The organism is Myroides sp. N17-2 (assembly GCF_002286775.1).
GTDB lineage: Bacteria > Bacteroidota > Bacteroidia > Flavobacteriales > Flavobacteriaceae > Flavobacterium.
In genome coordinates, this window is record NZ_NSGJ01000061.1 from 1 (window position 1) to 22,373 (window position 22,373).

At 33.0% G+C, this 22,373-nt stretch carries 15 protein-coding genes; 4 read left to right on the forward strand and 11 right to left on the reverse strand.

All coding sequences use genetic code 11. The annotated features are described in order from the left end of the window. The first annotated feature begins 124 nt into the window (after positions 1 to 124). The 4 genes from CF599_RS17730 (at position 125) to CF599_RS17745 (ending at position 4,743) form a co-directional block, all read left to right on the forward strand. Positions 125 to 1,960: a SusC/RagA family TonB-linked outer membrane protein gene (locus CF599_RS17730; protein ID WP_256384067.1), complete on the forward strand. Its 1,836-nt coding sequence runs from the start codon at positions 125 to 127 to the stop codon at positions 1,958 to 1,960. A gap of 10 nt (positions 1,961 to 1,970) precedes the next feature. Then, positions 1,971 to 3,332, forward strand: a complete 1,362-nt coding sequence (locus CF599_RS17735; RefSeq protein ID WP_121967288.1) for a RagB/SusD family nutrient uptake outer membrane protein — start codon at positions 1,971 to 1,973, stop codon at positions 3,330 to 3,332. 136 nt (positions 3,333 to 3,468) lie between these two features. After that, complete coding sequence (locus CF599_RS17740) at positions 3,469 to 4,086, forward strand: hypothetical protein (RefSeq protein WP_254050359.1); 618 nt, start codon at positions 3,469 to 3,471, stop codon at positions 4,084 to 4,086. 132 nt (positions 4,087 to 4,218) lie between these two features. Continuing rightward, positions 4,219 to 4,743: a hypothetical protein gene (locus CF599_RS17745; protein ID WP_143824834.1), complete on the forward strand. Its 525-nt coding sequence runs from the start codon at positions 4,219 to 4,221 to the stop codon at positions 4,741 to 4,743. Positions 4,744 to 4,801: 58 nt separating this feature from the next. Here CF599_RS17745 and CF599_RS17750 read toward each other — a convergent pair whose 3' ends face one another. From CF599_RS17750 to CF599_RS19580, 11 genes are all read right to left on the reverse strand, one after another. Next, positions 4,802 to 6,115 carry an alkaline phosphatase family protein gene (locus CF599_RS17750; protein WP_121967290.1) on the reverse strand — a complete coding sequence of 438 codons (1,314 nt, stop codon included), beginning with the start codon at positions 6,113 to 6,115 and terminating at the stop codon, positions 4,802 to 4,804. Further along, positions 6,116 to 7,531 (reverse strand): tetratricopeptide repeat protein, encoded by a 1,416-nt coding sequence (locus CF599_RS17755; RefSeq protein WP_121967291.1) that lies wholly within the window; start codon positions 7,529 to 7,531, stop codon positions 6,116 to 6,118. Positions 7,532 to 7,551: 20 nt separating this feature from the next. Then, on the reverse strand, positions 7,552 to 10,710 hold the full coding sequence (locus CF599_RS17760) for a TonB-dependent receptor domain-containing protein (protein ID WP_121967292.1): 3,159 nt from the start codon (positions 10,708 to 10,710) through the stop codon (positions 7,552 to 7,554). A 31-nt stretch (positions 10,711 to 10,741) separates the two neighbouring features. After that, on the reverse strand, positions 10,742 to 11,329 hold the full coding sequence (locus CF599_RS17765) for a sigma-70 family RNA polymerase sigma factor (protein ID WP_121967293.1): 588 nt from the start codon (positions 11,327 to 11,329) through the stop codon (positions 10,742 to 10,744). Positions 11,330 to 11,331: 2 nt separating this feature from the next. Continuing rightward, positions 11,332 to 12,282 (reverse strand): FecR family protein, encoded by a 951-nt coding sequence (locus CF599_RS17770; protein WP_121967294.1) that lies wholly within the window; start codon positions 12,280 to 12,282, stop codon positions 11,332 to 11,334. A 502-nt stretch (positions 12,283 to 12,784) separates the two neighbouring features. Further along, the gene (locus tag CF599_RS17775) at positions 12,785 to 14,743 is read right to left on the reverse strand and encodes an OmpA family protein (RefSeq protein ID WP_121967295.1); all 1,959 of its coding nucleotides are present in this window, start codon (positions 14,741 to 14,743) and stop codon (positions 12,785 to 12,787) included. A gap of 23 nt (positions 14,744 to 14,766) precedes the next feature. After that, positions 14,767 to 15,699, reverse strand: coding sequence for a type IX secretion system membrane protein PorP/SprF (locus CF599_RS17780; protein WP_121967296.1), 933 nt, complete (start codon positions 15,697 to 15,699; stop codon positions 14,767 to 14,769). Positions 15,700 to 15,707: 8 nt separating this feature from the next. Continuing rightward, the gene (locus CF599_RS17785; RefSeq protein ID WP_121967297.1) at positions 15,708 to 17,000 is read right to left on the reverse strand and encodes a gliding motility-associated C-terminal domain-containing protein; all 1,293 of its coding nucleotides are present in this window, start codon (positions 16,998 to 17,000) and stop codon (positions 15,708 to 15,710) included. A gap of 20 nt (positions 17,001 to 17,020) precedes the next feature. Further along, positions 17,021 to 19,558 carry a hypothetical protein gene (locus tag CF599_RS17790; protein WP_254050360.1) on the reverse strand — a complete coding sequence of 846 codons (2,538 nt, stop codon included), beginning with the start codon at positions 19,556 to 19,558 and terminating at the stop codon, positions 17,021 to 17,023. An 11-nt stretch (positions 19,559 to 19,569) separates the two neighbouring features. Further along, positions 19,570 to 20,073, reverse strand: coding sequence for a hypothetical protein (locus CF599_RS19695; RefSeq protein WP_173835575.1), 504 nt, complete (start codon positions 20,071 to 20,073; stop codon positions 19,570 to 19,572). A gap of 2 nt (positions 20,074 to 20,075) precedes the next feature. Beyond that, positions 20,076 to 22,373 (reverse strand): hypothetical protein (locus CF599_RS19580; protein ID WP_121967298.1); only part of this gene is annotated, 2,298 nt, incomplete at its 5' end.

A 22,373-nucleotide genomic window follows, 5' to 3' on the forward strand; every position in this document is an offset into this window, starting at 1 on the left:
CAATGTTATATTTGACATCAAGAGAGTCTTTTTTAGGTGTGCAACTCAAAGATAATTTGAGATCCTTAATTTACTCTCTTTTTTTGTGCCTTTTTTTAAACGTTTAGGACGCTATTGATTACAAATCAATACTTCTACTAGTTATTCTCAACAAAGTAATAACTTACCTACATTTGATTTAACCAATATGTCCCTTATTCTAGCTCCTAATGCTCCCGCATTGTACAATACTGACGGAACACTGAACTGGGAGAATGGGACTTTTTCAAATCCTCTTGCAGCTTTAGAGGAAACTTATGAAAATAAGACACAAACGCTAATTCTAAACACGAATCTATCTTATCTTTTAACTGATAATCTATTTTTCAAATTAAATGCTGGATTAACCACTAATCTCTTTGAAGAAAGAAAAATAACACCACATACAATAAATAACCCTGCATTTGGTTTAACAAGCGAAAGATCTTCTTCTAGTAAATCTGATCAAAATACCAACGCATATATTGTTGAACCTCAATTACAGTATAAGAAGACACTGAATAACCATCGTTTTGATGCATTAATTGGGTCTACCTATCAAACAACAGAAAATAATAGTGGTTCTATGAGAGGTGTTGGTTTCTCTTCCAATGCTTTAATCAGAAACATTGGCGCAGCTAATCAAAAATATATCGGTGAAACCAGAACATCTCAATATAAATACTTGGCATTTTTTACTCGTCTAAATTACAGTTTTGACAATAAATATTTCCTTAATATTACAGCTAGAAGAGACGGTTCATCCCGTTTTGCTGAGAATAATCGCTTTGGGAATTTTGGTGCTATTGGAGGAGCTTGGATATTCTCTGATGAATCATTTATACAAAATTTATCATGGCTTTCTTTTGGTAAATTACGTTCTAGCTACGGAGTAACTGGAAGTGATAACATTGGTGATTATGCCTATTTAGATACATATTCAGTATCTCCGGCTTTATACAACTCTGAAACAGGACTATACCCAGTTCAATTACACAATGCTAATTATAAATGGGAAAAAACAACAAAATTTGAAGCTGCTCTAGAACTTGGTTTTTTTAAAGATAGAGTAAATACATCTATTGCCTATTATAACAATAGATCAACCGATCAACTAGTAGGTATGACTTTACCAAGTACTACAGGTTTTTCAACTCTTTTAATTAACTCTCCTGCTGTGGTTGAAAATACTGGTTGGGAATTTACATTAAACACCAATAATATTACTAGTGCAAATTGGACATGGAAGACCAATTTCAATATAACATTTCCAAAAAATAAATTGGTTGCGTATCCTGGGCTTGAAGAAGGAACTCAAAGTAGTTTTTATGTAATTGGACAACCTCTCAATATCATTAAAACCTATGAATATAAAGGGCTTAATCCAGACACGGGTATGTTTGAATTTACTGACTTTAATTCGGATGGTAAATTTAATGCTTTAGATAAAAAACTAGTAAAAAACTTAAACCCTAGTTTTTATGGAGGAATACAAAATTCTATTTCTTATAAGAATTTCACACTTGATTTTCTATTCTATTTTAAAAAACAAGATAACTACAATATAAATAAACTATATGTAACTCCTGGAGCTCCAATCTATAATCAACCAGTACAAATGACTGATCGTTGGTCACCAACTAATCCAAATGCGCCTTATATGAGAGGAGTCTATAACAATGCAAAGGTTGATAACCTCGCTACGTTATTTAGAGACAGTGACAATTCAATAAGTGATGCCTCTTATATAAGATTAAAAAATGCATCGATTTCTTATACTCTTAAAATCCCAAAAGTGAATATAGAATCGCTACGAATCTATTTACAAGGTCAAAACCTTTGGACTATTACCTCATTTAAAGGAATGGATCCTGAGTTTTCAAGTTTTGGATATCTTCCTCCCCTTCGCACTTATTCATTTGGAATGCAATTAATCTTTTAAACTACTAATTATGAGAAAAATATTGTTTTTAAAACTATTTGCCTTACTAGCAATACTAACTTTATCATGTGAAAACATGATTGAAGTTGATTTACCTAATAGTCAAGTCAATCGAGAGGATGTCTTTAAAGACCTCTCAACCACAAAAGCCGCTTTATCGAGCATCTATACCAATGCTCGTGAAAGTCAGTTTTTATCTAAAAGAGCCAATGGAATTCATTACACCTTAAGTTTATATACAGATGAACTCACGTACTTAGGATCAGCTACAAATAACTTCTACAACAACTCTTTACAAGGAGATAGTAAAGAAGTATCATTATGGTGGAATGATGTTTACAGACATATTTATGTTATTAACGCATTTATAGAAGGATTAAGTCAATCAAACTACATAGATAAAACCATTAAACAACAACTATTAGGTGAAGCGATTACACTAAGAGCCTTACATTATCACTATTTAGTTCAACTCTATGGAGATACTCCCTTTACGCGTTCTACAGACTATAATTCAAATAAAACTATCTCAAGAAAACCTTATGCTGAAGTACTATTTGAAATTGAACAAGATTTAACCCAAGCTATCAGCTTATTAAGTGACCAATATAGAGACTCAAAACGTTTCTACATCAATAAAGCAGTAGCTGAATTACTATTAGCTGAGAACTATCTTCTACAAGGTAAATTTGACCTTGCTCAGTTATATAGTCAAAAAATTGTAGATAATAATCTCTATCAAATAGAGAAAGACTTAAGCAAAACCTTTAAAAAAACGTCTAAGGGTACAATCTGGCAAATAAGCCCTGAACTAGAAACAAATATTACTTATGAAGCTGAACTATATATTTTTAATGATTTAGCTGACAACACTTCTGTAGTTAGTGATCAACTTTTAAGTTCTTTCACAGACACTGATTTGCGTAAAAAACATTGGTTAAGACAAATTAACTCTAAAGGCAAATCACTATATACTGTGTACAAGTATAAAAATAAAACAAATAATACAGATGAACATTCCATCTTTTTTAGAATAGAACAGGCCTACTTTATTTTAGCAGAGAGTTTACTTAAACAAAACAAGATACCCCAAGCAGCACAAGTACTTAATGAAATAAAAACATCTCGAGGAATTACTCCAGTAAGCCCTAATGTAAGTAGCGCTGATATGACTAGTGAATTAATCCAAGAATCATCTAAAGAGTTTTTTACAGAATTGGGACAGCGTTTCTTTCTATTGAAGCGATTTAATAAACTTGACCAACTACGCGTAAATAAACCGAATTGGGAAACTTACCATAACCTATTTCCTATTCCAGAGAGACAATTACAAATTAATAAAAACTTAAATCCTCAAAATGATGGCTATTAATCAAACTATATCAAAATCAAAATTTCTAGTAACAGCTCTATTACTTCTGTTATCGTTTGTAGCTCTACATAGTTGTAGCTCTATACAAGAGAAAAATGTATTAACCAATAACAATCATATTAAACCTAACAATAGTTTGATAACTATTCAGGGCAGAGTAACAGTCCAAGGGACTGACTCTGTCCCTTTAGGGTTAACATCAGTAAATATCGCAAACAAATGGGTATGGAAGGATGAAGAATTAAAAGCATACGGAGAAAATAAGCGAGTGTTTGTTAATAAAAAAGGATACTACTCTATCCAAATTCAAAAAGGAGATACGCTTATTTTTATACCAAATCATGTTATTTATGGAAGGGGAAGCGCCCAATATACCTTTACAAACATAAGTGAATCACAAACTCTTAACGTAGAAATAAAGTATAATAAAGAGGCTTATCTAAAACAGATTAAAGATAATCCAGTGCTTGAAATGAACCTCAACAGACATATTAAACAAGTAAATCCTGAAAAGCTGATATCGGTATCAGGTACTATTTACAGTAAAAAAAGTAATAAACCATTAAAAAATGTTGATGTAGGTTCTGCTTTTAATAATAGTACTCATGGTACTGGTACATTTCATCTAACAAATAACAAAGGTGAGTTTCATCTAAACGTTCCACAAGGTAATATGTGTAGTATCATTGCCTTGTCTCCTAATGCTATTAATTTTTATCCACAGAATGATACTATTATTAATTTATATTTATAATGAACTATGTGTAAAATAACTTATAGAATCGCTTTAATTATCTTCTGTCTTTTATATAGTACACTTGTTATACAAGCTCAAAATGATAGTCTTAAAGCTGATTCACACTTATATACCTTAAGCAATTCTAAAGTGAGCCCTGATGGTAAATGGGTTCTTATCGGTAAAACTTATGTTGACCAAAGAGACAAACCTCAACTACTATATATAAATACACAAACTAAAAAGAAAATCAATCTTACTTATTTAAAAGGCATACATCAAAACCTATTGTTTAATGATTTAGTTGCTGGTAGAGATAATGAAGTTTTAAAAGTTGTAGACCTAAAATCAGAACCATCAATTCTTACTTTTGAAAACATTCGTAAATATGATACTAAAGCCTCCAATAACAGAAATTTACTAATCACTTTACAAGAAAACAGCACTTTGTCTATTAAAGAGATCAAATCAAATGTCCAATCTATTAAAACTACCTTATCTATAGATCAGGTGCATAATTATTTTTTAAATCCAGCTAAGACAAGGTTAGTATATCAATTAGCTGATGAAAATAATACCATAGGGGTAATAAATCTAAATGATTATAAAAACTCATCACTTACTACTCTAAATGGATTTATAGAAAAAATTTATTTATATTCTTATTTCTATTAGAAATAAAACAAGGGAGCTCTTAAAAAGAACTCCCTTATTGAAAAAAACATACAAAAAACTACTTTTCAATTGTAATTGGAAGTGCTACTCCATCTACATCAGGAAGAGATAGGTTTAGCATTTTACCAATTATTACTGGTATATCTTCTAGATTTAAAGTATTGATCACTAAACCTTTTTTTACAGGTTTACCATAGGCTACAAAACCTGTATATATTTCTTGAAAACTTGGATAATAACCATGTTTACCTCCCTTTGAACTAGTTAGAACTTCGCCTGTAGAATTATTCGTAAAACTATACCCTAATTTACCACTTAAAGCAAGTTTAACCCTTGGATCAGCTCCGCGAAGTTGTATTTGCTGTTCACTAATTATCTCAAAACCTTCTTTGTATTTATGTGGTAATTTATCTAAAACTTCTTTTACTTTAGTTACAATTTTAGTATCGTTATAATCGTATAAATGTAGTAATGTACTACCTCCAGAACTAAAGAAATAAGCTTTATCAAAAAGTCCATTTTCTTTAAGCCATATATTAGGTGATAGGGCAAAATCTGTAGTCACAAATCCATGGTCTCCTGTTACAATAATCACAGTATCATCTTCCAATCCTGCCTTTTGTATTGCATCTAATAGATTACCAACTATTTTATCTGCTCCTGCCACAGCGCGCTGTACCTCATAATGCTCTCTACCATAACTATGCTGAGCTCCATCGGTATTAGGTAGATGTAATGTTAACAAATTAGGCTTATAAGTCTTTAAAATATATGCCGCACTTCTACCTAAATTCTCATCCATTGATAGACTTGATAAATTAAACTCGTCACTACTTACTTTTCCTACAGCCTTGTCTAAAACTTCTTCAAATAACCCCTTAGGAGTGGCATTATCTAAGGTTGCTTTTATCCTGTCTGATGGGTTTTTAAAGTCCCATATCTCAGGTAAATTATAATCTATATAAGCATTATCTAATGTAATAGGCCAAGAAACAGATGCTGTAACTAGTCCTTTTTCTTTAGCCCATTGCCAAATTGTAGACGACTTAACCTGACTAGAATGGTAAACCCACTGAGCCTTACTTGTATTTAATTCTACATTGGTATTATAATATACTCCATGCTTGTTTGGTAACACTCCTGTTGACAAGGTTGTGTGTGAGGGATAAGTAACTGAAGGAAAAATAGTCTTGACCCCTTTAGCTACTACTCCATTATCTGCCATATACTTTAAATTAGGAGTAGCCCAATGCTTTTCGGTATAAAAATCTGGTCTAAAACCATCAATACTGACCAAAACGACATGTTTGACTTTCTGTCCAAGCGAACTAAATCCTATCAGTAAGCTAAAAATTACAAATATCTTTTTCATCTATTTAAATAATGGTAATATGTTTTTATCTGTTTTATTTTGTACTAGTATGCGATTCATATCGTACTTCATAGTCACTACTCCTGTTACTTTATCAACCATAAAATCATCCATCTGCAATTTATTAGGTATAAAGCTTGGTATTAAAGCCTTAGTATGTTCATCTTTCACATTTGGGTTATTCCCTTGCTCTATCTGTGAAATAGGAAATTTAATCCCTAAATCTGTTAAACGTCTACCCTCTGCAAAGAAGATTTCTTGCCTTAATAAATAGATTAAATACAACAATTCATTTTCAGATGTTACTTGAGCAACTTGCGCTTTTGTAACTTTAGTACCTGATACCATATAAACAGGTACTTTACCTTGTTGACGGTCTAGAACATAACCCTGTAAAACAGGCTGATCAGAAGAGAACTTCACTCCCACTGCCTTTAAAGGATAGTCTGTTCTTTTTCCTCCATTTCTAGTTTCCTTTTTATCATCAACCATTTCAACTGGTCGCTGTGCTACTAAGTCAAGTAGTTGATTTAAGTAATCTTGGCTTTGTGCTAATTGATTACTTGCTAAAGCTACTTCTGATAGAATTAAATAGGCTTCCTCTGCCTTAACTAAAGCTAAGGGTTTCTGATCATTTTGGGGAGTTCCTACAGAAAAAAACTTTGGATCTAAATAATCCAAACGAGGCAGCGGCGCTAATCGATTAGGTAAAGCATCATAAACTGCATTTTGCATCTCATTGGGTACATTGTTTTTCCCATCAAACCTAACATTATATAACATTTTAGGGTCAGATAAAGCTAGTGTAGCTTGCTGTTTAGCCTTACTTTTATCACCTAAACGATAATATGCTCTAGCTTGTAAAAGGGCATATACATTTTTCACTTTTGTGTCAGTCTCCAATGCATACGCTTTTTCAAAACTTTGTATTGCTAGGGTTAGAAAAGTTCTTGAATCAATTACTTTACCTAACTCCGATTCTGGTAAAGCCACAAATAATTCTCCTGATAATAAAGAGGAATACCCTAAACAAAAATGCATAAAAGCTAAATCTGAAGGTTTTAGTGTACCATCCTTAGGGGCAACAGTATTAAGCCCATAAACAGCCATTTCTCTAAGAGTCTGTACAGTACTTTGTAAATTATTCACATCTGGATCAAAGTAATCAATCTGTGGAATATCAAAAACTTTAGTATACTGTGTGTAATTGTTAAAATAGTTATCTGAAGTTATTTCAGTGTTAATTACAACAATATTTGTTGTAAGTGCTAACTGTTTTTGTAAACCTATAATCCAACTACTACCTGCATTGGGTTTTTCTAAATAGTTATCTTCTGTAACATAAGGATTATCTACACAACTCACGGTAGTGGATAGTGTGATCAATAACAAGCCTGATATAAGTGTTTTTTTCATTTTAAAAAGTAGTTTGAGATTTAAAAATTGATTTTAATAGAACCTAAGAATTGTCTAGGTGCTGAGTAAGTAGCATAAACAATTCCACCTGTTGAAGCTCCACCTTGTCCTTGAGCAGAACCACTAATGGTAGCCTCTGGATCAAAAGAAGAACTAGTAAAACTAAATGGGTTAACAACGTTAAAACTAAATGTCATTGAGTTATAAAAACTCTTATTTGTTGGTCTATAGTAGTAACTCATACCTATATTTCTAACCTTTAAATAGTCCGTTTTTTCAACAAATAGGTTCGTAATATTTAGCCAATTGTTTCTTCCATTTTTCTCTATCTCCGCCATAGGTACATGGGCATCAGATGCTCCATAGAAATATCTAAATTGTGCGTCCCAATTTGCAGCATACCCTCCTGCTTGATAATTAGCGTCGGCAAACATGCTCCAATTCTTATATCTAAGGTTAAACCCTAGATTTCCAAATAAGTCTGGAATAGTAGTTCCTAAATAAGATTGAGGTGTTGTCTCTTTAAGAGTTCCATCTTCTGCCATCACACCATAGTTCCCACGTATAAAACCTACAGGTCTGCCCTGTTCTACAACAGTCTGTAATGTTCTAGAGCTAAAACCATTAATATTAAATGCTGGGGCTCCCCCTGTACTTAACACCTTGTTTTTAAGTGTATTTAATGAACCTGTTAGTGTAAGAGTCCAATCGTGTAGATCAATAGCCGTTAAAGAGAAGTTCATCTCAAAGCCTTTATTCTCTATTTCACCTATATTGTATAATTGACTCTTAATATATCCACTAGATGGTGTTGGTGGTACATAAAACAAGGCATCTTTAGTTTTAGAGTAATAATAACCAACAGTTAAGTTTAATCTATTATTAAAAAAAGCCATATCCATACCTATATCCCATGTATGGGTTTTCTCAGGCTTTAAATCTTCATTACCTGGTTGAGCAAAAGAAGATGCTTGTTCCCCTAAAAAACCATCAAAAGCTACCGTTTTTTCATTGGCATAAGCTGGTGGTAAATTACCTGCGACACCATAACTAGATCTTAATCTTAATGAACTAACTACTTTATTTTCAAACCACTTTTCTTGAGATAACATATAAGACCCTCCTATTTTTGGATAATATTGTACACCAATATTCTTACCAAATGATGGATTTCTGTCTCCACGTACACCTAAATCTAAAAACAACTTATCCTTATATCCTATATTCTCCTGAACATAAAAACCATAGTTTAAGACCTCTGCTATATATTCATCACTAGTTCTTATTGCTGCCTCTGAAATTGAATGTGCTCCATCTCTTATGTTACGCCCCTCTACTAAAGTCTGATTATCTGAATTTCTAAACAATTGTCCTCCAGCTGTAGTTATAAAAGAGAAATCCTTAACATTAGCACTATACTGACCATTGAATTCTAACGTTAATCCCATGTATTTACGTTGAATTTTTTGAACACTTCCTTGATCTTTGATCAATTGTCCTTTGGTAGCTGAAAGATATTCATTGGTTTCTATATTCTCCTGATCTTGGATTCTATAGTCTAATCCACCTACCAATTTAAAAGATAAATTCTCTAAAGGATTGTACTTGAACTGCTGTGATGTTGTAAAGCGATTAATTTTAATTCCATTATCTTGTAAACGTTCTGCATTGTCTACAAAAGTTTTCATCTTCGCAAACTCAGCACCATTAAGTTCATCTAAACGATTATTAAATCCTGGTCCAGTAATTTTAGAGGCTCCAGATTCTGCAAACCAAAGTCCAGTATAGCCTCCTTGGTTTCCATTTCTATTTCGATTGTATTTATTGTGTAAATAAGAGAATGAACTTTCATAAACTACCTTGTCTGATAATTTAGCGTGAAATCCTGAGCTTAAATCAAGCTTTTGATTTTGATTCTGATTGTGCAACTGAACTCCTGTTGAGTTCTGATAGCTAGTAGAAAAATTATATCCAAAACCACTGTCAGACTCTCCATTTAAATTAAGTCTGTACTTTTGATACAATCCGTTTTGAAACAAAAGATCTTTAGTTCTATCAAAATACAAAAAATCAGTTGTAGGAGTTTCTGCCCCTAACTCAGCTGTAACATTTACATTTGTTCCAGGCATTCCTTTTTTCTTTGTAAAAATTTGAATTACACCGTTAGCTGCATCTGATCCATATAAAGTAGTAGCTGCACCACCATTGATAAACTCAATCTTCTCAATATTATCCATTGGTATATCACCAATAGAACTCATAGATGATCCTTGAGAGCTACCTCCTATTGTTGTACGTGTATTGTTATTGTCCAAACGTACTCCATCAATATAGATTATAGGTGTACTGCTTAAAAATGCAGAGTTTACACCTCTTGAACGTATTAAAGAAGTGGCTCCCGCCTGTCCACCTGTTAAGTTAATCTGAGCATTGGGTAACTTGGCTGATAATAACTGATCTATACGCTGGGCAGGGACTTTATCTAATTCACTAGCTTTAAGTACTGTGACATTATTAGACAGTCTCTTTCTTTGTACATCTGCTCCCTGTCCAGTGACAACAATCTCATTTAACATTTGATCCTGTTGATCTAGCTTTATTAGGATATTCTTATTATTCTTAGAATAAATTTGCTCTTTGGTTTTATATCCTAAATAGGAAAATGACATTACCACAGGTGTATGTGTAATTGTTATTGAAAACTCGCCATTATCATTAGTGGTTGTGATAAATTCATTATTAGAATCCCTAATATCTACTCCCATTAAAGGCATTTGTAAATCATCAACAACTAACCCCTTTAGCTCAATAATCTGGCTTGTTTTTTCTTGAGAAGAAACTGGTTTAACTAGTACTTGATTATTATTAATCTGAAAGCCAAGAGTAGTCTTAGACTGCAAATCATTTAACAAATCATCAATAGAATCATAACTCTCTAGTACTTGAATCTTTTTATTTAAAGGTACATTCTCTAAGATATAGACAAATCTCAACGAAGAAGATTTTTCTACTTTAGCAAATATTTCTTCTAATGAAAGATTTAAGGTGGTGAACTTAATCTTACTACTTTTAACTTTTGATGTACTACTTACATCATGCCTTTCAGACACTGAGCTATATCCATGGAGACTAACTAAGTTAGCATAGCAAACCAGTGCAATTAAATACTTTTTTTTCATTGATTGAGGGAATTTATGTTGTTTTAAGTTTCTATTTTCTTTGAATAAGCATCTTATTTATAGTGCGTAGTGCTATAGACATATGATTCTCGACTGTCCTAACTGATATATTTAATATTTCAGCGATTTGTCTATATCTTAATCCATCTACTCTATTCATTTCAAATATTCGACGAGAGCCTGCTGGTATTTTATTAATGATTAGTAATAAGTCTTTTTGAAGTTGGTGCTCTTGTTCGCTTAAAATAATTTGCTCTTCTATATTCTCTGAATAATACTTGTCTTGGAAAACAGCATAATCAAAGCTTATCGCTTGCGTTTTAAGTTTCTTTTTATGTTGAAATAACATGTTTTTAAGCATCGTAAATACATATACTTTGGGAGAATTAATCTCTAATAAAGTCTCTCTATTTTCCCATAGATATAAAAAAACGTCTGAAATTTTCTCTTCTACTAAATACGAATCTGATTCATAACTTGCCGCAAACCTTGATAAGTACTTATAATACTTCACATAAAAATGTTCCAGAGCACTCTTACTCCCTAAGGCTATTTGTTCAAATAGTTGAATATCTTCACCCTTTTCTTTATGTACTTTTATATTTATTGAATCATTCATAATCAATTAATTATATATACAGATCCTTCTAATGAAATATTGCAATTTGTGACAAAGGACAATGACTTCACAAATTCACTTATTGTTTGCTGTTCAAATGTTCCTGTGATTCTAGCCTGTAGCAAAGCAGTGTTTTTCACACTAAACTTACATCCGTAAAATTGTTGGATTCTTATAAGAGCATCTTGTAGTGGTTCATTTTTAAATACTAAAATGTTGTTTCTCCATTGCAGTTCTATACTTGCATCACGCTTCTCTCTAGCCACTTCTCCTGTGGCACTATTATAGAGTAGTTTCTCATTGGGTTTTAGATATAACTGCTCATTGTTATTAAACCTAGCAAGAACACTACCTGATAATAATAATACTTCCTTTATAGTATTCTGAGTATTGACACTAAACTTAGTCCCTAACACCTCTACTTGTAGATTGTTGTGTTCTACTATGAATTTTTTGTCTGACATATGTACAACTTCAAAAAACGCCTCACCTTGCAAATAGACTTTCCGAACGGTATTTTCTAATCTGTATTTGATTTTAGAATCACCATTTAATATGACTTTAGAACCATCTGTTAGAAAAACAGTAGAACGATGTCCTCTGGTATTGGTGTATTCATAGTTATGAGTGTCTTCATTAGATTTAAAAGAAGACCAAAAAACAATATTTAAACTAATAAGTAATAATAGTCCACATGCCCATCCCAATACCGTATAACTCAATGACCTTTTCTTCTTGTGAATCTTTATAGCTTTAATAGTATATTGATCTATTAATTGTGTATTCATAGGATAAACTCTCCACAGCGTGCGATATCTCTGATATACAATTTGTAACTGATCATCTATGAGTAAATCAATCTCAAAATCAGTTCGCTGTTCTAGTGTTAATTCCTTATTTAAATACATTAAACAACGCTTTATATATTTGTCCTCTTGGAAATTTTCATCCATACTTATTGTTTATTAAAGGAGTGAAATATTTGGTTTTACCCCTAAAAAGCAAGGTTATCAAATCGTTACTTAATTATTAGAACTACTGATTAAAATGGGTCATTAGATTACTCTAATGTTAATCACTATATATAATCAAGTTAAGAAATTAGCCACCAAGTATTAAGTATACTGTCTTTAGATATTTAAAATGAAGTTTTTAAAAAGAGTATGCTAACAAGCCAATGTTAAGAATATGTAATTCTTTCTTTTAGTATTTATTAGTCTCCTTTCTTTTTTAATAATTTTAGTAGTGAAGTTTATTTAATTCTTTGTTTGTTTAAGGTGATTTTTTTAGCATTGCTAATTTATATTTAAGATTATACCAAACAAAAGAGCCACCCCTAGGGGTGGCTCTTTCTGGCTAATACTGTCGTTTTAGATCAACAGTGAGATCGGTCGAAAAAAAATTGATTTGTTGTTTTGTTCAAAACAGGTATTAAATTTAAATAAATTTCTAGAACTATAGTTCTGTAATAATAAATTCACTTCGTCTATTTAACTGATGTTCCTCAATTGTACACGGTACTGAGTTGCTACAATTGTTTAATAGTCTAGTTTCTCCATAACCATCACCTGTTAATCTGTTTCTCTGAATTCCTTGAGTAATCATCCACTCTATTGTAGATTTAGCTCGGCGATCTGAAAGCTTAAGATTATACGCATCATTTCCTCTACTATCAGTATGTGAACGCACATCTATCTTCATTGTTGGGTATTCTTTTAATACCTCTACCACTTTAATTAACTCTGCCGCTGCATCAGGGCGTATATTAGATTTGTCAAAGTCAAAGTAGATAGGATTAAGTTTTAACTTCTTAAACAAGTCATCATTCTTCTCAATAGGCTCTAATGTTTTTTCAAGTCCTATATCAACTCGTTTTATTCCTTGTTGACGTTCTACCACAAATACCACTTCTACAGTATTGTAATCCTGTTTCTCTGCCTTGATGCGGTACTTCCCTCCACAGTCTAAGTACTCTGATAAATAATACCCCTTAGCATCGGTTATAATCGTATCTGATTTTTGATACAAAGCGTCAGAGATTACCACCATTGCATTAACAAGTGGCTCTTTTGTATTCTTATCATACACTATACCTTCAAGAGCTTGCTTACATGGTTTCTCTTTAAAGAAATAGATATCATCTCCTCCACTTGCCCCTGGTCTATTCGAACTCACAAACCCCTTATGAGATTTGCTATCTATATAAACACTAAAATCATCAAATGGACTATTTATAGGGGTTCCCATATTGGCTACCTGTCCTATAGATCCATCTACATTAATCTTAGCTACAAACATATCCAGCCCTCCAAGTCCTGGATGTCCATCTGAGGCGAAGAACAAGAAGTTATCCGCTGAGATAAATGGAAATGTTTCACGTCCTGAAGTATTAACTTTACTTCCTATATTCTCAACACTTCCGTACTCTCCTGTAGGATAAATAGCTACTCTAAAGATATCTGATTGTCCAAGAGTACCTTTTCGATCCGATGAAAAATAAAGCCACTTATTATCAGGCGTTAAACTAGGATGGGCAGTATTAAAATAATCCGAGTTAAACGGAAGTTCTGATACTTGTCCCCACATGCCATCCTCACCTTTAGTGGCCTTATATATCTTTAATAAAGATGATTTGTCTTTATTGTTTCTTCTTTTTCCTTTTTCACTTGAATTATTACGCGTAAAATACATCGTATTGCCATCATTGGTGAACACAGCTGTTGCATCATTTACTTTAGAGCTTATCTCTTTAGCAAGTTGTATTGGTTCTGAGAATGTACCATCAGCATTTATGTCTGAACTATAAAGAGCGGTAAAACTCTCATTAGTCCACTCGTGTATAGACTTATTTACATCTTGATTTCTTGCAGAAGTAAACACTAGCTTATTACCTAAAATAGTCGCTCCATAATCAGAAAACGCTGTGTTAATACCCAAATCTTGTATATCATACAGATCTTTCTTATCTTCTATCTTTTGCAAATAATCTTTGTCTTGTCCAAATAACTGCGCTCGAGAATCTGTACTCTCTAACCTAGAGAACTCTTGCATCATCTGACTTGATTTATCATAGTTCTCTACCGATTTTAGCGTCTGAGCGTAGCGATAGTAATACTCTGATGGGATAGGTTCTTTACCTTTATCCTCATAACTTCCTTCAAATAACTCTTGATACCACTTATTAGCATCTATTAGTTTTCCATTAAAGTAATATGCATCTGCGAGCTTCTTTAGCATATCTGCATTCGTATATCCCTTACCTGCGATGCGCTCATAGATTTTAATAGCATCTATATATGCTTTAGTCTGATATTCTTTATCTGCTTTTTTCTCTGCTACCCTCTGTGCTTGAGTATTTACTCCTGCTAGCAATAGCATACCAAATAAGCTTATTTTCAATAGCTGTTTTTTCATACCTCACTTTTTTAGCTCAATTCTTAGAAGAATCGAGGTGCATTAATAGTACTACGACGATTAAAGAGTTCGAATCTCAATAGTATCTCATGTGAGCCCGAATTGTAATTATGCAATTTGGTTGTATCAAAATCATAAGAATATCCAATAAACATATTCTCATTCACTTGAAACCCTGCTAGTGCACTTACTGCTGCATCCCATCTATATGCGGCCCCTAGAGTCACTTTATCATATAATAGGAAGTTAGCCGTTAAATCAACTTGCAAAGGCGCTCCACTTACTGCCTTTACTAAAGTTGCTGGTTTAAACAACACATCACGACTTATATCAAATACATATCCTCCCATTAAATAAAAGTGCATCTTTTGACGCATCGTAGTAACATCGTTGTCATCATAGCGATCTATAGTCAAAAAATTGGGAACTGAAAGTCCTAAATAAGCCTTATCAGAATATAGATACAATCCAGCTCCAATATTTGGATTAAACTTGTTATTAATATTCTCCTGTGAATTAGGATCTGTTGGGTTGTGGATGTTAAGTTTCGTGTAATCTACACTTAATAGATTAGCTGTTCCTTTAAGTCCAAATGCCAATTTATAATCTGCATTTAAATCAATAGCGTAAGATAAATCCACAGAGATATTATTCTCATCCATCGCACCGATACGGTCATTTGTGAAGTTAACTCCTAGCCCTAGTCCACTCTCTCCAAGTGGAGTTGACACAGATATATTAGCTGTCTTAGGTGCTCCATCAAGTCCTACCCACTGGGTTCTGTACATACCAAATACGTTTAACGTTCCACGACTACCTGCATAGGCTGGGTTTATCATATTGGTATTATACATATATTGGGTATACTGCGGATCTTGTTGAGCTTGCATAGTTTGGAAACAACCTATTAATAATAGGCTGATTCCAAGTTTTTTTATATTTTGTTGAATACTCATAAATTCTCTTACTTATTGCTTTCTAAATGTAGATAACCTGATTTTTTTATCATGCGTGAACCTTTAGCATCCTTATACTCATAATTAACAATATAGAAGTAGGTTCCTGTCGGAAGCTTTTCATTTTTACTTACAGTTACACGACCATCTGAATATCCTCTAAACACATTACCAGCACTGTCGTAATTCTTCGTATCATATACTTTTACTCCCCAACGGTTGTAAATCTCTACTGTATTATTTGGAAATCTATTGATATTATCAATAATGAAATAGTCATTCTTACCATCTCCATCTGGAGTCACAAGGTTGTAAATAACGATATCTCCTTCTAATAGTAAGTCCGTCTTAATAGTCGCTAACGTGAAGAATCCATACCCTTTTACACTTGTAGCTGTTGTAATTTCTTTTGCTCCTAGATTAACTACTCCTCCTTCATCTACCCATAGTTGTTGCTTAGCATCCCAACGAACAATGTGTAACTCTTTTTCTGGATCTGTCAGTAACTCTGCTGGCGTAGTGCGTTCATCCCAACTTAGTGTTAGCATAATATCGCCTTTACTATTGTCACTTCCTTTATCTATTGTCCAGTATTCACGCTTGTCGAGTAAATTTATCACTCCTGATATAGCTGGGCGTGCTTTAAAGAAGTTCTTATCATCTAAATTATACTTCCCTTGATAAGCGTCTTTTACATTCTCAGGGGCAGTAATTCTAGCATATCGATAAAGTCCTTTGTCTCCTTTAGGATACTGAAACTCCTCGTTACCGATCTTCTCTACATATCCTTCTGCGTGGCTCTTATCTGTAGGTTTTAACGCTTTAGCTCCTTGATGGAAAGTAAGCATACCCGCTAAAGAGTCTACCTTGATAATTCCATCCTTAAAATCTACACTTCCATGTACATTGGCTTCGTTCTTTAAGTCAAAAGCCATATCCTTAGTTGAGTTGTCTAAAACAACATCAAAGAAGTTAGAAGGTTGACTTCCGGTGATATGTTGCGCGCCAGTTGCTTGTTCAAATGGTTTAAATACCGCCTTTGAACCTTTCGCATTATTGCTGTGCTCATATAAATTATCGTTATTGAAGTTACTGTAGTAATAAACTGTTCCATCATTCTTCACATAACCTTCTTTCGTATTGTCAAAATCATAGATTGTTGACATTACTCCCCCTTCTGCTACTGAAATCTTTCCTTGATTTACCATCACTTGATCTTTCTTAGCTTGCTGTGCTACTACCGTAGCAGGCAACGCTAGACCTAATAAGGCAACTGCTTTATATAATTTTCTTGATTGCATAGTTTTCAATTTTTGATTACTTATTTACTTAATCCTGGGTTTAACAACATTGGATTAGTAACTGCAGAGCAATCCTCAACACGAATTAAGAATTCATTTGAGAAATCTGAACACTTACTTGTATTGGTTACTTTTAATCTTAGTCTTAGTCCGTTAATTTGCTTTGTCGCATGATTAACTTCAAGTTTATTATCCTCAACTTTAATAACATTAGTAAATGACGAGTTTGTTAATTCTTGCCAAGTTCCTCCTACACTTGTTGAGTTGTATTCCCATTTAAAATTTACTCCAGTGGTTGTAGTGGTAACAATTTGCTTTTGATCAAAATTTTCACATAAAACAATATTTTCAACCGTTTTACTAACCTCAGGAACTTGATTGATGGTAATTTGAAATGGAACTTTGGGACCAAAACATCCATCTTTTCCCTCTGCAACTAAATATTTATGAGTACCTATTGTCGTAGGTTTAGGCTCTTGACTCAACAAATTGTTCTCAAGATCAAAATAATATAGATTGTAACTTTTTTCTACTCCTACTAATGACAATTGATTTTCAAGAATAATTTCTTCTGTCTGACAAAACACAAGGTTTTTTATCACAGGACTTGATGTAACTCTTTCAACACTTATTTCAAGTTTTGCATAACATCCAGCTTCCATTCCAGGAACCATAACGAAATACATCTTCTTACTTCCATCAGCATTTACAGCAAAGTTACCTGAGACTAAACCAACGGTTGAATTATATGAACTAGGAATTACATTATAAAACTTAGAACCTATTGGATACTGAGCTATAATTTCATCTCTATTAAATCCTGTTACTGGAACACTACAGAATGCTTTAAACTGCATAATACCATCTTCAACAGGCGGATTACAATTCTGTTTAAAAGCTGTACTCACTTCAATTATAGATTCAAAATCATCGTAAACGGGTCCTGCACAAAGACCATTTCCATAATCTCTAACTAAATCAGAATTTACTTGAGTATTTGATGTAGCACCTACTCCTGATATTTTTCCATTAATTTTGATTCCTAATCCACAAACGTTAGTAGATAATAAAATACAATTATCAGATACTTTAAAACGATATTTTAATTGCGCTAATAAAAGTTCTTTAGTCTGATCTTCAGGCAGACTTCCAATATTCCAAATAATTGTTCCTCCTGCAGTTACAGAAGGGTCATTACTTCCTCCTACAGGAGGTCTCCATGAAACAGAACCTGATACAGGTAATCCACTTTTTATAGTTGCATCATTATAGTGCAAGTTAAATGGAACTGGAATTTCTATTATTGAATTATTTACAGCTTCAGTTCCTTTATTGTAAACATCTAACTCAAATTCTAACTCTTGCCCGGGTTCTACATTACCATTATGAGTAGGCTTCTTTCCATTAGTCTCTACTGGTTTATTCTCTCCTACTATATCTGGAACATATGCATCAACAGCAAAAACTATATTATAGATTACATAAGTATCTTGTGTACTTCCATATCTAAAAGTCGCATTAGTGGCATTATTTGCAATGTATTTATTACCCGAGTTGTCTAAATCAAACTTAGCTATATCATATCCTGTATTATTTACAAGGTTTGGAGTTCTAGGTGTATCTCCTACAGCAATAGAAGAGTTAAAGAAGTTTCCTGTTGTATTTTTATTATGCTTAAGTCTATCGTAATTACTACCTCTTTTGATTTCAAAATAATCTCCTTGAATCATCCTATCTCCTTCTCCCGCCATTAATCCAAGAGAAACATTTACATTACCATGTTGAGTAGCTTTAAATCCTGAAATTGGTAATTCATAGTTGTAAGTTCCACCAGCTACATATGCATGTCCATCAAAAACAGTAATATCTCTCCACTTCATTGAAGTGTTTTTATAAATAATAACCATTCCCCATCCACCATAAAAACCAGTTCCTCCACCATTACCTTCAATCAAAGCAAGATCAGCAACGGTATAGTTACCTGCGCCCTTTTCTCTAACATATGAAGTAATATCTGCATAAGCAGAATACATATTACCATCAGTATCGCTTGGATAATACAGATCTGTTGAATTAGCCCAAATATCACGATAAGAGTCACCTTGTTTCTTTAATCGTACTTTTCTTTTATTTAATCTGTGATTTCCATTTACTAAGAACTCCTCATTAGACTTCCCTCCATCATGTGCTCTTCCCGACCAATAAAGTCCTGCATATATAATCTCGGTACAATCTCCTCCAGGTAATACTAATTCAGCTGAAGAAGAGTTTACAGTAGAGTTATCATTATCGATATCTACATACATCATAGTATTATTACTATTATCTCTATCTAAAACATAAGGATCTAGAGTCATGCTAGTGTTTCCAAGCATCAAGAAATCTCCTTGTAGATTATAATTTTTAACATTAGTATATGGAGCGAGCACTTCAGATGAGACTCTAGGTGTAAAAGTTTTACGAACTTGACCACGAGTACTAAATGAACTTAATAATACAATACTATAAACCAATACAGCAATAAGAAAAGTACTCGTTATTTTTATATTCTTTATCATATCCTTTTCTATTAACTTGGTTGTTCCATTGTCTGATATAGAATAACTACTTCTTTATAATTCTTTAGTTTTTCTATTATATTTCTAAAATGCTTTTGAACAATATCCTTTGACATAATCTTGTATGAACGTATATAGACATATTTCAAACTACTTAATTTTGAAAAGAAATCATCCGGAATTAAACATTCTTCAGCTCCATCCCACTCTATATTAATAATTACAACACCTCCTAAATCATGCTTTAAAGATTTTATTAATACATCAAAATCAGATGATTTTTTAATGCTCATTCTAATAACTCTTTCAAGTTTATTGTAAACAATAGTTTTATTATCACTATCTACAAGCATATAGCTATCACCTCCATTAACTAAGTAATCAAGCTTTTGAAATTCTTGACTTGATAGAACACTTTTCTTATCTTGATAGTGCTCAATAGCGGTTTGAGCTTGTGTTTTGATACCAAAACACAAGACAAAAACTACTATTATATATTTGAATAGATCTTTCATAATTAATTATCTTCTTTTACTGAGAATACAATGTTTATAAAACTTCCACCATTAACATTTGCCGTCGAACTAACTTTATATGTCATAAGTCCCTCTGCAGTAATACTCTCAATTGTAAATACTCCTTCAGTTGCATATGTAATATGGAAACCTAATTCAGATACTGGTAATACAGGAAGCGGAGTTGCTCCTACGCTACTTTTAATTGGTGTTCCAAACTGACTTTGATAGATGCTATATAAATTAATACTTCCCGTACGAGTAGCATTATTATATGACACCCCAGTCTGAGTTACTTGACTCTCAGCAGTAGGAACTAAAACTGAAGGCATATAGAAGAACTTAGGCATCGCAGCTTTTAAAGCTTTAATGATATCACCATTTTTGTCCACTGCTAGTAAATGTTGTGTTATACCATCTGTCTTACTTACAGCTTGAGTCTTTGTTTTATCTAAACCTTCTAGAGCTAAAGTATTATTACTAACAGTAGTAATAACAGTTGCCTTAGTTAAGATTCCTCCAAGTTGAATATTATTATCTGTTTTTGTTAATCCGTTATCTGAAGTAATAACCTTACCTAAATCTGACTGATCTGACCAAGTTGGAATTCCTGACCCATTTGTAACCAATACTTGATTATTACCCGCTTTAGCAATATCCTCCGGTTTTATGGTTCCATTTTTGATCTCCTTTGTTGTGATTGACTCCTCTTTTACCTTTAAGCTAGTTTCTACTAGTACAGCATTAGCACCTCCAGTAACAACCTCAATGGTTGCATCTAATCCATTGGCAGCAGTAAGATTCTTCTTATCTGTAATATCAGTAACATCAACTTTAGGTATTCCTGGTTTCCATAGACCTAGTTTAGCATCATATACAAGAGCTTGTCCTTCACTATCAGGTTTAACATTACTAACTTTAGTCCCTTGGATAGCCTCAACAACAGATGTACTAGCTGTACCAGTTACATCGCCATTTAGTGTAATTTCAGAAGGATTTGATGCAACTGTATATGTTGTTTCTTTTCCATCAGCTGACACAGTCTTGCTAACTGTTATACCAGTACCTTGCTCTACATAAGTATTCTTCTGTCCTTGTTGAACAGCAGTAGTTAAATCTAAAGGATTACTTGCTATACCATTAACTTTGGTAACCATATTATTATTAGCATCTAAAGTATTTTCAACTGAATTAATAATATTTGCTGTTTTAGCAACACCATTAACATCTGAAGTCATTAAATTTTTATCTGAAGTTAATGAGTTAGTAGTTGTTGGTGAAATTACAGATTGATCTACCCAAGTAGTTTTTCCATCAGTACCTGTAATCATTACTTGACCCGCATTACCTGGTTTTATCTCTAAACTAACATCTTTTAAAGTTGCTCCAAGACCTCCTTGGTCTATGGTAATACTTGTTGAAGACATTACCTTTCCTTCTGTAATATCTGTTACTTTGATTGCTTTATAACTTACTGAACCATCAGAATTAACTGTTGCTACTTTTCCTTGCTCTTCAGGTTTTGCACCTAACTTTTCACTTGTTACTCCTTTATCTGCTATTTGAATACCAGCATCTGAAAGTAACTTCGTAGTTCCATTAGTTCCGCCTGTAAATTCTAATCCTCCTGCTACTGATAAATTACCTTTATTAGTATTAATAGTATTTTTAAGTTCTTCTAATGCGTCTTGTACATTAGTTGATGTAAATCCATTAGTTGTATTATTAAACGTAATGGCATTTGCATTGGCATCGATCTCACCAATAACATCTCCTTTTGAGTTTTTAAACTCATATTTGTTTGACGTTGTATTTAAAGCTACTGATACTTCTTTTGGATCAATCGTTACTCCAGTCTCTCCTGCTTTTGGTTGACCATCCGCGCCGATTTGTTTCTCGTTGTAGTAAGTAAACGTACCATTTGCGTTTGGAACTAGTAGAGTCACTGTCTCATTAGACTTAACTACTTCGTCTAATGTTTTGTAAACTACATTTCCGTCTTTATCTGCTACTCCTACACGATCAGCATCTCCTGTCCCTGCGTTTAACTTTTCACTTGTTACCCCTTTATCTGCTATTTGAATACCAGCATCTGAAAGTAACTTGGTTGTACCATTAGTTCCACTTGTAAATTCTAATCCTCCTGCTACTGATAAATCACCAGTTGTTCCTGCTACCTCTGTTATCTTTTGTAATAACTTTTCGATAGCTTCTTGAACATTTGTTACTCCTAGGTTTGTTGAGTTATCGTTGTAGACAATTGCATTTGCATTGGCATCAATCTCACCAATAACATCTCC

Excerpts from the sequence above, each read along its gene's own strand:
- CF599_RS17735 (WP_121967288.1), top strand. The coding sequence starts at position 1,971 with ATGAGAAAAATATTGTTTTTAAAACTATTTGCCTTACTAGCAATACTA.
- CF599_RS17750 (WP_121967290.1), bottom strand. The coding sequence starts at position 6,115 with ATGAAAAAGATATTTGTAATTTTTAGCTTACTGATAGGATTTAGTTCG.
- CF599_RS17755 (WP_121967291.1), bottom strand. The coding sequence starts at position 7,531 with ATGAAAAAAACACTTATATCAGGCTTGTTATTGATCACACTATCCACT.
- CF599_RS17760 (WP_121967292.1), bottom strand. The coding sequence starts at position 10,710 with ATGAAAAAAAAGTATTTAATTGCACTGGTTTGCTATGCTAACTTAGTT.
- CF599_RS17765 (WP_121967293.1), bottom strand. The coding sequence starts at position 11,329 with ATGAATGATTCAATAAATATAAAAGTACATAAAGAAAAGGGTGAAGAT.
- CF599_RS17770 (WP_121967294.1), bottom strand. The coding sequence starts at position 12,282 with ATGGATGAAAATTTCCAAGAGGACAAATATATAAAGCGTTGTTTAATG.
- CF599_RS17775 (WP_121967295.1), bottom strand. The coding sequence starts at position 14,743 with ATGAAAAAACAGCTATTGAAAATAAGCTTATTTGGTATGCTATTGCTA.
- CF599_RS17780 (WP_121967296.1), bottom strand. The coding sequence starts at position 15,699 with ATGAGTATTCAACAAAATATAAAAAAACTTGGAATCAGCCTATTATTA.
- CF599_RS17785 (WP_121967297.1), bottom strand. The coding sequence starts at position 17,000 with ATGCAATCAAGAAAATTATATAAAGCAGTTGCCTTATTAGGTCTAGCG.
- CF599_RS17790 (WP_254050360.1), bottom strand. The coding sequence starts at position 19,558 with ATGATAAAGAATATAAAAATAACGAGTACTTTTCTTATTGCTGTATTG.
- CF599_RS19695 (WP_173835575.1), bottom strand. The coding sequence starts at position 20,073 with ATGAAAGATCTATTCAAATATATAATAGTAGTTTTTGTCTTGTGTTTT.